12 protein-coding genes are annotated in these 13573 nt (G+C 57.1%); 4 read left to right on the top strand and 8 right to left on the bottom strand.

Translation table 11 applies throughout. From position 1 onward, the window contains the following. Positions 1 to 89 precede the first annotated feature (89 nt). A complete protein-coding gene (locus FHX03_RS07160) occupies positions 90 to 800 on the bottom strand; it encodes an Ig-like domain-containing protein (protein WP_097626384.1) in 711 nt (236 codons plus the stop codon). Between the two features lie 686 nt (positions 801 to 1486). On the opposite strand from FHX03_RS07160, the gene FHX03_RS07165 reads away from it, so the two are divergent. The 4 genes from FHX03_RS07165 (at position 1487) to FHX03_RS07180 (ending at position 7541) form a co-directional block, all read left to right on the top strand. Beyond that, positions 1487 to 3106, top strand: coding sequence for a right-handed parallel beta-helix repeat-containing protein (locus tag FHX03_RS07165; protein WP_131711328.1), 1620 nt, complete (start codon positions 1487 to 1489; stop codon positions 3104 to 3106). Positions 3107 to 3598: 492 nt separating this feature from the next. After that, complete coding sequence (locus FHX03_RS07170) at positions 3599 to 5368, top strand: type I secretion system permease/ATPase (protein ID WP_097626388.1); 1770 nt, start codon at positions 3599 to 3601, stop codon at positions 5366 to 5368. A gap of 15 nt (positions 5369 to 5383) precedes the next feature. Continuing rightward, complete coding sequence (locus tag FHX03_RS07175) at positions 5384 to 6691, top strand: HlyD family type I secretion periplasmic adaptor subunit (protein WP_097626390.1); 1308 nt, start codon at positions 5384 to 5386, stop codon at positions 6689 to 6691. Positions 6692 to 6845: 154 nt separating this feature from the next. Beyond that, on the top strand, positions 6846 to 7541 hold the full coding sequence (locus FHX03_RS07180; RefSeq protein WP_183853099.1) for an SGNH/GDSL hydrolase family protein: 696 nt from the start codon (positions 6846 to 6848) through the stop codon (positions 7539 to 7541). Positions 7542 to 7634: 93 nt separating this feature from the next. Here FHX03_RS07180 and FHX03_RS07185 read toward each other — a convergent pair whose 3' ends face one another. The 7 genes from FHX03_RS07185 to FHX03_RS07215 all read right to left on the bottom strand — a co-directional run bounded on the left by FHX03_RS07185 (position 7635) and on the right by FHX03_RS07215 (position 13558). Then, entirely contained in the window at positions 7635 to 8111 is a 477-nt protein-coding gene (locus FHX03_RS07185; protein WP_183853101.1) for a glycosyltransferase, read from the bottom strand. Continuing rightward, positions 8108 to 8566, bottom strand: a complete 459-nt coding sequence (locus FHX03_RS07190) for a glucuronosyltransferase (protein ID WP_097626396.1) — start codon at positions 8564 to 8566, stop codon at positions 8108 to 8110. The genes FHX03_RS07185 and FHX03_RS07190 overlap by 4 nt, the downstream gene beginning before the upstream one ends. 209 nt (positions 8567 to 8775) lie before the next feature. Beyond that, a complete protein-coding gene (locus tag FHX03_RS07195) occupies positions 8776 to 9759 on the bottom strand; it encodes a glycosyltransferase family 2 protein (RefSeq protein ID WP_183853103.1) in 984 nt (327 codons plus the stop codon). Next, positions 9756 to 10640 carry a glycosyltransferase family 2 protein gene (locus FHX03_RS07200; protein WP_183777538.1) on the bottom strand — a complete coding sequence of 295 codons (885 nt, stop codon included), beginning with the start codon at positions 10638 to 10640 and terminating at the stop codon, positions 9756 to 9758. The genes FHX03_RS07195 and FHX03_RS07200 overlap by 4 nt, the downstream gene beginning before the upstream one ends. A 24-nt stretch (positions 10641 to 10664) precedes the next feature. Beyond that, positions 10665 to 11609 carry a glycosyltransferase gene (locus tag FHX03_RS07205; protein ID WP_097626402.1) on the bottom strand — a complete coding sequence of 315 codons (945 nt, stop codon included), beginning with the start codon at positions 11607 to 11609 and terminating at the stop codon, positions 10665 to 10667. 83 nt (positions 11610 to 11692) lie between these two features. Continuing rightward, positions 11693 to 12514, bottom strand: coding sequence for a galactosyl transferase (locus FHX03_RS07210; RefSeq protein ID WP_097626404.1), 822 nt, complete (start codon positions 12512 to 12514; stop codon positions 11693 to 11695). Positions 12515 to 12526: 12 nt separating this feature from the next. Next, the gene (locus FHX03_RS07215; protein ID WP_097626406.1) at positions 12527 to 13558 is read right to left on the bottom strand and encodes a polysaccharide pyruvyl transferase family protein; all 1032 of its coding nucleotides are present in this window, start codon (positions 13556 to 13558) and stop codon (positions 12527 to 12529) included. Positions 13559 to 13573: the final 15 nt, after the last annotated feature.

Here is a 13573-nt window from a genome sequence, read left to right on the forward strand (position 1 = left end):
AGTCAGAACTGCCGTCAACCAGGGCTTTAAGGGCAATAACGCCCGCCGCTCGCGCGGCGGGCGTCGTCTACTGATTATCTGGTGAACGATTAGACGCTGGCGCCCGAGACAAAGTCCGTGCCCGTGATATTGAGCGTCAGAACGCCGGCATCCGTATGACCTTCGCCGTCGGAGATCTTGTAATATTGGATGGTTTCCGTGACGTGATCGCCCGGAGCGATATCCGCTGCCAAATCGTAGGTGAATGAACCGTCCGCCTTGACATGGAACGTGCCATAGGTCCCGGCGACGTCGGTCGTTGCGCTCGGATTGCCGTTGACGTTCGTGCCGGCGAACTGACGGAGGAAGAGATGTCCATTGTCGCCGGGAATGTCGTTGTCGAGAGCATTGCCGGCGATGGGGCTGCCTTCGGTGAAGCTGTAGTGGTCGTCGACAGCGATCGGCTTGACCTGGGTTACGCCCTGAATGTTCAGGGTGAACAGGCCGACATCGGTATGACCGCTGCCGTCGGAGATCTTGTATGAGACCTTTTCCTGGAGCAATTCACCATTGGTGAAGTTGACCTTGGCAGCATCGCTCAGGACATAGGTGTAGCTGCCGTCCGGTTTGACGAAGAAGGTGCCGTAATCGCCCTGGATCTCGGTGACCTGGCTGTTGCCCTGCTTGGCGCCAACGCTCTGCTGGTCGAATGCGCGGAGGAATAGGTGACCGTTGTCGGATGAATCGTTGCTGAGCAGATTTCCAGAGATGACATCGGTTTCTAGAAATGTGGCAGTATCGTCGGTTGCGTGAATAGCCATTGTTGTCTCTCCTTGAATTGATCTTCGCTGGCCAATTTTAACCTTAGCGACGGGTGCGATTAAGGATATATTAATACAGAGAGTCAAGGCTGAGATTAACCTGAGATTAACATTGGAGTGCCCGGTGTGCAATAATGGCACACATACAATCGGAGTAATTGGGCGAAACGCCGGCTGATCGGCGCATTAATAATAAGTGAATACGCGGCATATTGGAAAATTGAACATATTTCTTCACAAGGTAAGAAGTTTTATTCGGAAGCAATCAATAGGAATACAGGACGTCACTTCCCCGCAGATGAAATTGTCAAATAATCACATCGGGCTAGCAATCTCTTTTGGTGATTTTGTCATGTTTTCTCGATAGCCTCTCTCACATCCTATTAAGGTCATCACTGTCATTCTCATAGTTGGGGTAGGCTGAGGAACAACCTGCCTGGTTGTAGCAACATGATCACGGCAATCCGTCGGTTACGGAAAATGGGCTTCCATCGAATTGCTTTCTAGTAAAAATACATTCTTGTCATGCGTTGCAACTTTAACGCCATAGAAATACATCGGCGACGAAGAAAATGCGTCTGACGATGAAGAATAACGGCAGATAGAAAGAATTTTAGTGTTTCATTTTAGCCGCCAGAGAGAGGTCCACGCTTAGAAGATTCCCATTACCTTGGGGAGATCAAAGCATGACCGTCTACTACGTGAACTCAGCGACAGGATCCGATCATAACAGCGGAACCACGGAGAACTCAGCTTTCGCGACATTGTCCGCTGTCGAATCCCTGAGGCTGAACCCCGGCGACAGTGTCCTGCTCGCTGCCGGAAGCGTGTTCAATGAGCAATTCGATTTGAAATACTCCGGCAGCGTTGCGGCTCCGATCACCATTGGCAGCTACGGTCTTGGCGACGCCCCGGTCATTCACAGCAGCAATGACGGCATCCATGGTTCCAAGGCCTCGAATATCGTTATCGAGAATATCAAGATCGCCGACACTGGAGCGAACGCGATATATGCAGGAAACGTGTCGAACTGGGTCGTACGGAATGTCGAGGTGACCAATACCGGCCTTGCCGGAAAGCCCGGATCCGTCAGCTTCCAAAGCAGCCAGAACATCACCATCGAAAACAGCACGCTGACCGGTGTCCATTCCGACGGGATCTGGATGGAAAAGGTCAAGGGCGTCACCCTGATCAACAACACCGTCACCAACAGCCAGGGAAGTGCCGCAGACGCCATTCAGCTCAACGACAGCAGCAATATTCTCGTCAAGGACAATCATCTGGAGCAAACGCAAACCAACAGCGCCAAAGGTGTTTTGGTACTGGTCCGAGCTCAAGATGCTTTGGTCGAGGGCAATACGCTCGTTGGCGGCGGCTTCGGATTGAGCGCACAGGCTGGCACCAACATCGCCATCCACGACAACGACATCTCGGGATATGGCGGCTACAGCTGGTCCTACGGCATCGGCCTTGGCGATCAGGGCGATGCGAAGAACTACGATATTAGCGGGAATTATGTCCATGACGGGGTGTATGGGGTTCTGGTCAGCGCCGCCGGCAATCCCGTCTATATTCGCGAGAATATCGATGTTCATGACAATGTCTTTGACGATCTGTCCTCCTCGGCGCTTAAGGTCGACCGGCCAGCATCGGGCTCCTTCTATGACAATATCATCGACAGCGATGTATCGACGCTGACGATGCCCGCCACAATCGCTGCGCAAAACACGTTCTTTGTCGGCGACAACAAAACATTCGAGCAAGCGCAGGCCGAACTCGACAGCGCCGGCGGCACGAATAGCGATACGTCAACGAGCCATGAGCAGCCGCCTGTTGCACCGGTCGTCGAACACCCTGCGGAAATGCCGGCGCCGCAGACTACCACTCCAGTGCCTGCGACCGAAACGCCGGTCGCGACCACGCCGTCGGTCGCCGCCCCAAAAATTGTCGCTGTCCACGACAACTTGAAGATTTCGGCCGACACCGGCAGCGCATATCATGGAAACCTTCTTGAAAACGACAGTGCTGCCAATGGCAGTGTGCTGCTGCGTCGCTTTGGCGACAATGCCGTGGATAAACATGGGCTGACGGTTACGGGGAAATACGGTGTCATCCATATTGAGAGTGATGGCGATTACACCTACACCGTGGACGCGGCAAAACTCGTCGGCCTTCACGGGAACGTCAGCGAATCCTTCCAGTACAAAATTTCCGACGGTGCTTCGCACATCGACACGGACGCGCTGGGTATCTACATCAATGTCGATGCGTTTCATTCCAGCCAAGCATCGCACTTGTTGGTCTGAAGCCCGCCAACGCTGAGACAGCGTCAATCGATCGTGTTCGCCCGGTTGACGTTTCCCGGCTTCAATGCCGATGCTTGCTGCCAGGCTGTCGAAAGCGCGAGATGGCAGATGGCAAAATATGTCTGCGGGTCATAATCAGAACAAACTATAGACTGAATTTATAGTTAATCACCCAGTAAATCTCGCGTCTATGGGCGCGTCATGTTCATCTCTTTGAACCGTTATTGGGCGATTTGCGGTTTTCCCTTGCTTAGGCCGATATATTTAGCGTAGCGTTAAGCTAGGGCCTCTGAAATCATTCGCTATAAATGGGGATTTTCGGTAATTTTTCAGTGGGGTTCATGTAATAAGCTTTGGACTTGTCAGCGGGTTTCGGCACCAGTGTCGAACGTTCGAAGTAGCTATGTCATTGTCTGGCCTTGATAGGCCTGTAGCTGCGATATACGCAGGCTTATTTGTCTGTATGCGATGCGGTAGAGAGGGATTTAATTCGTGTTTCAGAGTTCAGCGACCGATGCCAGTGAGCCGTCCAAAGCCTTGCGGAAGTGCAAGGGGGGACTTGTCTTCATCGGCATAGCAAGCGCGCTTATCAATATTCTCTATCTTACCAGCTCGTTTTTCATGCTTGAGGTGTATGACCGCGTCATTCCGAGCAAAAGCATACCGACGCTGGCTGCCCTCGCGATACTTGCATTGGCTCTTTATGCGTTCCAGGGCGCGTTCGAGGTTCTCCGGAGCAGGATGCTCGTGCGCGTTGCCGGTGCGCTCGACGAGATGGTGAACGGACGGGTGTTCCGGGCGCTCATCAAGGCGCCGCTGAAGGTCAAAATCGGCGGGGACGGGCTTCAGCCGTTGCGCGACTTCGACCAGATAAGAACCTTCCTGTCCGGCATGGGCCCGACGGCGATGTTCGATCTGCCGTGGCTTCCCTTCTACCTCGTGATCTGCTTTCTGTTTCATCCGGCGATCGGATATATTGCGATCGGTGGATCGCTGGTTCTCGCCATCCTGACGTTCTTGACCAACCAGGGAACGCGGACGCTTTCAAAACAGCAGTCCGACGCCGCCAATATGCGCAATGCCTTCGCGCAGACCTCGATCCGCAACTCCGAGGTCATTCACGCCATGGGCATGGCGGGCACCATGGCTGAAATCTGGGACCGCAAGAACGAAGAATATCGGCTCATCACCCGGCAGGCGTCGGATGTCGGCAACGGATATGCGACCCTGTCGAAGATTTTCCGGATTGCTCTGCAATCGGGAACACTTGCGACCGGCGCGATCCTGGTCATTCAAGGGCAGGCCTCTTCAGGCATTATCATCGCGGGCTCTATTCTGACATCGCGCGCTCTGGCGCCTGTGGAGGCGGCGATCGGGAATTGGCGCGGTTTCGTTTCCGCCCAGCAAAGCTGGGCGCGGCTTGCGAACCTGCTGAAAACCATTCCGGAAATCCCGGCACCGCTGGCGCTCGCAGCGCCTTCCAAGCAGGTCACAGTCGAGGGGCTGGCAAGCGGGCCGCCGGCAGGCCAGCGCCTGGTTATTTCCGATGTCAGCTTCGGGCTGAGAGCAGGAAGTGCCCTCGGGGTTATCGGCTACAGCGCCTCCGGCAAGTCGTCGCTGGCGCGGGCGATGATGGGCATCTGGCCGACCGTCAGGGGATCCATTCGCCTCGATGGCGCAGCACTCGACCAGTGGGATGGCGACGCACTTGGCCGGCATATCGGTTATCTCCCGCAGGACGTGGAACTGTTCTCAGGAACCGTCGCACAGAATATCTGCCGTTTCGCCAAGGAGATGTCGCCGGAGGCAGTGGTCGCCGCGGCGCGGGCGGCGCGTGTTCACGATCTCATCCTTCGTCTGCCGAACGGTTACGAAACCGAAATCGGTGAAGGGGGTGCGGCACTTTCGGCCGGCCAGAGACAGCGTATCGCGCTTGCAAGAGCGCTTTACGGCGAGCCCTTCCTCGTCGTGCTCGATGAACCGAACTCCAACCTCGATGAGGAAGGCGAGCGGGCGCTGAGCGCCGCGATCATGAGCGTGCGCGCACGCGGCGGCATCGTCGTCGTTATCGCGCATCGGTCCGGGGTTCTGGCGGTCTGCGATTTCGTGCTGATGATGCAGGACGGCCGAATGATCGCATTCGGTCCGAAGGAGGAAGTTCTGGCACGGGTCAGCCGGCCGGAACCGGCGGCGCGTACGCCGATTGCCGATCGCGTGGCTCAGCTCAAGGTCGTGGTCGACGGCATGAATGCGGCTGAATAGGCCGGAAGGAAGATTGTGAGAAAAGTCATCAGTGAATCCAAGCGCTCCCTCAATCGCCATGTCGCCCTTGTCGGCGTGTTGTCGATAGCTCTCGTTTGCGGCATCGGTGGTTGGGCGGCGACGACGGAGCTGTCGAGCGCCGTCATCGGCGAAGGCGTGGTCGTCGTTAACGGCGACGTCAAGAAGATCCAGCACCTGACCGGCGGTATCGTGTCGAAACTGCTGGTCTCCGAAAATGACCATGTGACGGCTGGACAGATCCTGATACAGCTCGATGGCACGACGACAAAAGCACAGCTTTCGATCGTCGAAAGCACACTCGCTCAGCTTTATGCGCGCCGTGCCCGTCTGAAGGCCGAACGGATCGACGCCGAGTCATTCGATGTCGAGGAAAACATCAGCGATCTGACATCCAGCACCGCGGCGCGGGATCTGCTCGACGGCGAGACGAAATTGTTCGACAGCCGCAGGTCGGCGCTTGTGGGAATGAAGAGCCAGTTGGCGTCGCGCAAAGACCAGCTGGCCGAGCAGATCAAGGGGTTGGTCGTTCAGATCAACGCCACCAATGATTCCCTCAGCCTGATCGAACAAGAGCTCGAAGGCGTCGATACGCTCTACAAGAAGGGGCTGGTCACGCTGCAGCGTTTGAATGCACTCAAGCGCGCCCGCGCCGACCTTCAGGGCAATAGCGGCCAGGAAATCGCTGCAAAGGCCGAGGCCGAAGGCAAGGCAATCGAGATCGATCGCCAGTCGCTCCAGCTGGACGAGGATCGCCGTTCGGAGATCGCCAAGGAACTGACCGACGTCGAGGCGAAGATCGCCGAAAATGAAGAGCGCCGCGGAACCGCGCTCGATCAACTCCGCCGTCTCGACATTGTCGCGCCGCTCAGCGGGCGTGTCCACGAGCTTTCCATTCACACGGTCAACGGCGTCGTCAATCCGGGTGAGACCCTGATGCTCGTCGTTCCCGAAAATGAAGATCTTACCGTTGAGGCGAGAGTCGCTACGCGCGATATCGACCAGCTTCACGTCGGCCAGCCCGTCGACGTGCGGTTCAGCGCCTTTGATCAGCGCACGACGCCTGATGTACGCGGCGAGATCACGTCGATTGCGCCCGATGTCGTCAAGGATGAGCGGACGGGCATCAGCTATTATCCCCTTCGCGTCAAGCCGGAGGCTGCAAGCATCGCCAAGCTGAAGTCGATAAAGCTCTATCCTGGCATGCCGGCCGAAGTCTTCATCAAGATCGCCGACAGAACAGTTATTTCCTATCTGACGAAGCCGCTGACCGATCAGATGCAGCATGTATTTCGTGAGGAGTGATGGCGCGGCCGTGCCGCGTCACAAGCGGCGTGAGCGGTCATCGTCATGACATTGTCTCAAGGCGGCTGCAGCTTGGTTGAAGAAGGGCATGGCTGCCCGTCCAGCCGGAGTTCTGACGCGTGACCTACCGGTCCCGCTGAGATATGATTCCTCCATGACAAGTTTGCGGCTTTGGCGAATGCTGCCAATCGAGAGACGACCGACCTATGGATGGCTTCTGCTTTTGGCGTGTCTGGTGATGCTCTCGGCCCCGAAAAGCGGTTATGCCGAAAATTCCTCGCCGTTGAAAATAGTAGCTTTCGGAACATCGTTGACGGCCCGAGGAGGGTGGCAGCCCGCTCTCAAGACAAGGCTTGCAGCCTGCTTGCAGAGGCCGGTGAAAATCGAGAGCGTTGCAAAGAGTGGGGAGACGTCGCTCTGGGCTCTGACCCAGATTGATCGCGTCGTTGCCGAACAGCCGGATGTCGTTCTGATCGAGCTTTACGCTAACGACGCAGCATTGCAGCGGTTCGTGTCGCTTGCGCAAAGCCGACAGGATATCGGCGACATCCTCGACCAGCTTCGGCAGCGCCTGCCGCAAGCGCGGATCATCGTCATGGCGATGAATCCATTTTCGGGACTGCGTGGACTGATCCGTCCGTTTGTTGGCAGCTACATCTCGGCCCATCGGGCGGAAGCAGAAAAACGCGGTCTCGAGTTTGTCGACCACCGGCCGAACTGGCAGCGTCTGACGCCGGGGGATCTGGCCGCGGCAATTCCTGATGGCGCCCATCCCCTGCCTGACATTGCAGCCGAAATCATCGTGCCGGAACTTGTCAAACATATTGCCGGCGGCAATTGCAAAGAATGAAAGCTCCCTGCTTGCCGATAGCGCCGTCCGCAAGGCGGCGAAGCTCGTTGCATGAATGAAATTTGATGCGACGCTCTTTAGCGCGTTGCCGGTTCAGACTGTCGCGAGATAGCCTTTAAGGTAGTTGACCAGCGAAGCCCGTCCAAGCTCGGACGGATCCTCGTGAGAGGGGCTGTCCAGATCGTCGAGAAGATAGTTCTTCAGATCATCGTCGCTATGCGCGACATAGATGCCTGGCCGGCCCGCGAGCTGGCCTACCGTGGCAAGCTGGTGATCGTTGCGATGCTCGCCGAGGGATGCCTGCCGGGGCACGAGAATGATCGGTTTTCCAAAACGTTTCGCGGTCAGCACAGTGCCGATTCCCGCATGAGAGACGATGACGCTTGCATCGAAAAAGACCCGGTCGAAGTCCGCCGGCTCGATATTCTTGATCCATTTCATATTCTGTGGCGTGTAGGTGCCCTTGCCGATCTGCGCCAGAACCGGTCTGGACAGTTCCTTTGCGAAAGTGTCGACAGCCTTGACGAGGCGATCGAACGGCAGCTGCGTTCCGACGGTGACAAGGATCAAAGCACAGCTCCTGCGTAGTGGGGGCCATCAGGCCGCGACAAATGTTGCCATTGCGTCAGCCACAGCGTCGCGATACGGCCAGCCAATTTCCCCGACAACGACAGCTTCTCGACATTGGCGACGCTGTCGATCCAGATCGTTCGCTTGCCCGTCAATTTGCCGGCAAGCAGGCAAAAAAGCCCGGGCGCGGCACCTGTGGAAATGACGACATCGGGCCTCTGCTTGATAACGATGGCGAAGGCGCTGAAAAAGCACCGGATCGACATGGTAATCGAGTCGCGGTTGCAATCGGGAAGGACCAGTCCATCGCGAATATCATATTTGGCAAGCAATCCGGGAATGGTCGTTGCAAAGACGATATCGCAGCCCTCGAACGCGCCGCGCATGGCCATCAGCTGCTCCCAATGGCCGCCGCCTGACGAGGCAGCGAGAACCTTTAATCTTTTCTCAGTCATAGACAGGCATCTCCTATGATTGACCGGCGGTAAGAGAGAAAAACCGTTCTGCACGAACAGCGGTTGTGTCACGATGGTTCAGCAGGAGTGTACCATTCTTCGCCCGGCTGGTTGAAGCCATCAAGTTCATCGATGTTATTAGGCATGATGCTTTTGGCTGAAACATAGTAACAGCCAGGACGTCTCCAAGAGCGCTTCCGCAAATAATATCAGTGGGCGGCATTGGGCTTGTATTCCTGATAGGCATGTCCGAGGATCCCATTAACCATGCCGGCGCCGCGCAGAACATGGGTGAGGGCGCGCATGCCCCAGTAAGGTGAAATCAAGATCGCCGGCAGCATGACCAGTCCGAGCACGACCCTCGTGGCGCCATAGGCGGCGCGATAGATCCGGCGCTTGAGGTTGCCATGCAGAACTTCGCTGACGGCGAAGGTGTTGCCTAGTCGGTACTGTCTTTGCAAGACCCATTTCCAGGTCATCCGGTTCGCGGGAACGATGTCATAGACAAGGGCCTTGTCAGCCCAGAAAATCTGCATGCCGCGGCGGATGGCCTGATTGAAGAACAGATAATCCGTGCCGCCGGTGAAGCGCATCTTTTCCTCAAAACGAAGATTCCATGAGCGGATCAGCGGATAGTCGAACATGACGTTGTTCGAGGCCGCATAACCGATGCGCTGGCCGTCGGTGTTCTTCTTGCGTTCGAATACCCTCGCCTTGATGAAATATTCCGGCGGGTTTTCGGGATAGACCGGCTGGACGGGGCCGTAGACGCAATCGGCGCGGTTTTTCTCGCGGGTCTCCAGCATGGCGTCCAGCCAGCCGTCGACCGGCCATTCGTCATCGTCGAGAAAGCAGAAGAGGTCGGTGCCGGGCGGTGCCGAATCCAGCGCGCGGTTGCGCGCAAAAGGGATGCCCTGATTTTGCTCGACGACGTAGATCAGGTCGTAGGCGCCTGTCTGTCCAAAGCCTTCCACCGTTGCCTTGGCGCTGCCGGCCGCATCATTGTCGACGATCACCATGGTGAGATGATAGGGGCGGGCCGGGTGCCTGATCTGGCGCGTCATGACGTCAAGCAGCTTGGCAATTCCGTCCAGACGCCGATAGGTCAGCACCCCGACGGCGATCTTTAACGGCGCAGCACCTGCCTGATCGGTGCCGACGGACGAATGCGGGAAGGTTTCCTGCTGGTTCATGCCTGTCCTTTCCGCAGCATATTTGCCAAACGCTTGCGCGCCGCCATCAGGGCCACCTCGGTTGCGGCAGCATCGCCGAACGGACCGCCGGTCACCGTGTTGCGCGCTTCGCTCCTGAGCTTCAGCAGCGATGTCGTCTCGGCAATGCCGCCGGCCACCAGGCTCTTGCCGAGTGCCTGCAGCCCATCATATCGGCGCGCCAGTTCCAGGCCTGTCGCGATCATGATCCGCGGGCGCAGCGTTTTTGCCCGGCTTGTGCCCGTATAGCGGTTCGACGCATGAATGCGCTGGAAGGTCAGCGGTGTTTCGACGATGGCGCCGCGGCCGAGATAGGCTGCGGCAAACTTGATATAATTGTCGCTGAGGACGACGTCTGCCGCGACGGTCATTGGCAATATCTGGGCGAGCAGGCTGCGGCGGAAGCTCAGGCCCGATGTCGGCACCGGAAGCGAGGGAAAGCCGCCCTTGCGAAGCGTGTCCCGCTTGTCGAAGAGCGTCACTTGCAGTTCTGCAGAAGGCTGGTCGCCTTCCTCGGTCGTCACCCGGTCGAAACACCAGTCGATCTCGTTGCGATCGTAGATCTCGGCGATCCGCGCAAGTTTCCCGGGCAAAAACGTATCGTCGGCGTCGAGGAGAAAAAGGATATCGCCGCTTGCGGCAGCAAAACCTGCATTGAAGCTCGAGGCCTGACCGCCGTTCTCCTTTAATACAGCCAGAATCCGATCCCCGTAGGAGGCAAGAATCTCGCGGGAATCATCCGTCGATCCGTCGTCGACCACCACCACTTCGAAGTCAGGGTAGGTCTGCGACAGCACGCTATCGATGCATGGGCCGAGAAAGCGACCATAATTGTAATTATTGATGAGCACCGAGAGCTTCAAATTACCGCCTCCTGGATCAATCGATCACCGCGCCAGCGTCTGAGGCGCATATCGGCGAATTCCCGCACGATACCCCCGCATGTAGTAATATTTCCAGATAGCCCAGAAACGCTTCTTGGATTGCGGCAAGAGATAAAGCGTGCCTGCCCGGAATGCCCATTGCGCGCTTTCGATCCAGGTCGGAAGCGGAACGCCGCTTAACCTCACTCCTCCAGGCACCTCGTCGGGAAACAGCGCCGGCATGCCATAGCCAAGACGCTCGCCGCGTTTCTGCACCCAATCTTCGGTGACGCTCGATGCAGGAATCCAGTGATGAACCACGGCTTCGGCGCATCGATAGGATTTGGCGCCATTTGCCGCCAGGCGAATGATGATTTCCGCATCTTCACCCATGGCAAATAACTTTCCGGGAAGAGGACCGATATCTTCGCGGTAGCGCACGCTGGATCCCAGCAGTTCCCGCCGAATGATCGTATTCGGACCCCAGACTTTTGTCGGGTCACACGGCCCGCTCTGCGTTTCATCGACGATCGCAAAGGTGGAGCCCATCGGGATCCACTCGATGAAAGGGTCTTTTGGTTCTCTTTCCCAATCGGGGACGATTCTGCCGCCGAAGACGCCATAACCCGGGTGGGCGGCAGCGCAGTCGACGATGGCTTTCAGCCAGTTGGGTTCGGCGCGAACATCGTCATCGGTAAAGACGACGAGATCGCCCTTCACTCGATCCAGAGCGAAATTCAGCGCCCCGGACTTTCCCGGCTTGCGCTGCTGCAGGATCGTGATGGGGAGCTTGTCGCTATACGAGGTCAAAAGATCAAACGTGTCGTCATTGCTGTTGTTGTCGACAGCAATCAGTTCCCATCGATCATGCGGAAGCTCCTGGCGCACCAAGGAATCCAAAGTATGGCGCAGCCGGCGGCTGGCGCCATTGTAGGAGGAAAAGATTACGCTGACGAATAGATCCGACATCAGTGACCAACCCTCTTGGTGAAGTCGAAAGCGAAAAGTCTCATATTTTGACTGCCTGTGCGATGTTTGAACGGGATCGGCGCCTAAGCGGGGTTCGACCGTATTTTGCCGAAAAACTCGCGCCTGTGACTTTCACCGAGTACCCTCAGCTTGCGAAGATTGCGCAACCAGCGCCGCGGCTTGGTGAGCACGCCGCGGTTCAGGAAATACTGCCGCAGCAGGCTCGGTGCCTGGCTATGCGATCCGCCATGGGCAACCCGATAGACCGCCCCGCGAAAGGGAAGTTTCGTCAGCGGCGCTCCACGCTGGGACAGGATATTCGCAATGCGGACATGGCTGCCCAGCATCGATTTGATCCAGTCGAGCGAAGCATCCTCGAAGCGGCTGGGGAGTTCGTAAAGATCGGCTCGAATGATCAGTGAGGTGCCGCAGAGATGGCTGAAATCATCATGGCCGAACAGGAAGTTGCCGCCATCGTCCCAGATATAACCATGGTCGATCGTCCACCCATTGGCGTCCCGATTTTCGGATGCGTGCTGCACGATCCGGGAGCTGACGAAATCATCATCATCGACGATCATGAAAAAGCGGCTATCGGCGGCGGTCAACATGCCGCTCAGGACGCGCCGGCCCTTGTCTGCCCGGAAGGCGTCAAGGAAGTCCTCCTTGCTGCCCTTTCCGAGTTCATGCAGGTCGTTCGGCGGAAAAGTCACGCGCACGGCGGAAAATTTCTCCGGCAGATCAGGCAGATCGGCGCCTTCGTTGGCCACGATGATTCCGCGCCAATCTCCATTGGTCTGGTTGGAAATGGAGGCCACGGTCTGGCTGAGATTCGCCTTCAGCTTGCTCCAGTCGCGGGCATTGTCCTGATGTCGGACCGGGATAATGAAGGTGACAAGTGGCATCGAATAACCCCCTTAAGCCCGCAAGCTCACAGCTTCTCTGTTATCGATACGCCGATTGGCTGCCTGGTGACGCGCCCACTCGATCCCGTCTTCGAGCGAAGTTGCCTTGTAGGAAAGATCCGTTCCGCCGGAGAACGCGTTCATGAAACGGCGGATCTTTCCGTAGCTGTTGTCGAGTACGGCATGCGGACGGCCGAGCAGCACCGAGCAGATATGGACGTGCAGGCGGTCGGTGATGATTGCGCGGGCACGCGAGATCTGGCTGATGCCGCGTTCGAAGCGGTTGTGCGCGGCCGCGTCCAGCCTGCGCAAGGCAACTTCGCTTGGCTTCAATGCGAGATAGGCCGAAGCTACTCCAAGCTTCTTGGCGATATTCACCTTCCGTTTTGATTCCGTGATCCAGTCTTCCACAGGAATGTCGGAAGGGATATTGCGATCGGTGCCGCCAACCCGTTCCGCATCCTCCCGCAGCATGGCGAGCACGGGAATTTGCGTCGCCCGTTCCGGAAGCGCGCCGATGGCGAAAGCCATATCGGGGCATAGGCGCACCGTGCAGTCGAAATGTTTCTCGGAAAATTCCTTCGATTCTTCGTCGCGCACGAGCAGCACGAAATTCTTGTGGCGCCCGATTGCGCGTTTGGACTGCTCGATGCGCTCAGCCGAACTGTAGTGGATCGACTGCGGGAACTGGATGATCTGCCGATCGGGGAAACGTTCCATGATCGCTTCACGGAAATCCTGATGGGCAACCCAGATGTCGCCGAAGTTGCCGCCACCGTGAATGAAGATCGGGCCTGTGGGAACGCGGCGTTTCAGCTCTTCCGCTGAGAAGTCGTATAGTCTGGAAACATAGTCCGGGCGCTTGCCGAAACGATCGTTGAGATAGGCCATCTCACCCAGCCAGATCGCCGAGTCGCCGCAATTGCGGATGTCGGGGAAGTCTAGGATCGCGAGCGGCTCGTCGCGCGAGACATAGTCCTTCAGGCAATCATGGATCATGCCATTGAGTTTTGCGATCAGCTCAGATCTGGATAGGCTGGTCATTCTGCCTCACTTGTT

The sequence above is a fragment of the Rhizobium sp. BK456 genome, from assembly GCF_014194045.1.
GTDB lineage: Bacteria > Pseudomonadota > Alphaproteobacteria > Rhizobiales > Rhizobiaceae > Rhizobium > Rhizobium redzepovicii.

Coding starts and splice junctions, on each gene's coding strand:
- FHX03_RS07210 (WP_097626404.1), bottom strand. CDS start 12,514: ATGCCACTTGTCACCTTCATTATCCCGGTCCGACATCAGGACAATGCC.
- FHX03_RS07165 (WP_131711328.1), top strand. CDS start 1,487: ATGACCGTCTACTACGTGAACTCAGCGACAGGATCCGATCATAACAGC.
- FHX03_RS07190 (WP_097626396.1), bottom strand. CDS start 8,566: ATGACTGAGAAAAGATTAAAGGTTCTCGCTGCCTCGTCAGGCGGCGGC.
- FHX03_RS07180 (WP_183853099.1), top strand. CDS start 6,846: ATGACAAGTTTGCGGCTTTGGCGAATGCTGCCAATCGAGAGACGACCG.
- FHX03_RS07160 (WP_097626384.1), bottom strand. CDS start 800: ATGGCTATTCACGCAACCGACGATACTGCCACATTTCTAGAAACCGAT.
- FHX03_RS07195 (WP_183853103.1), bottom strand. CDS start 9,759: ATGAACCAGCAGGAAACCTTCCCGCATTCGTCCGTCGGCACCGATCAG.
- FHX03_RS07215 (WP_097626406.1), bottom strand. CDS start 13,558: ATGACCAGCCTATCCAGATCTGAGCTGATCGCAAAACTCAATGGCATG.
- FHX03_RS07205 (WP_097626402.1), bottom strand. CDS start 11,609: ATGTCGGATCTATTCGTCAGCGTAATCTTTTCCTCCTACAATGGCGCC.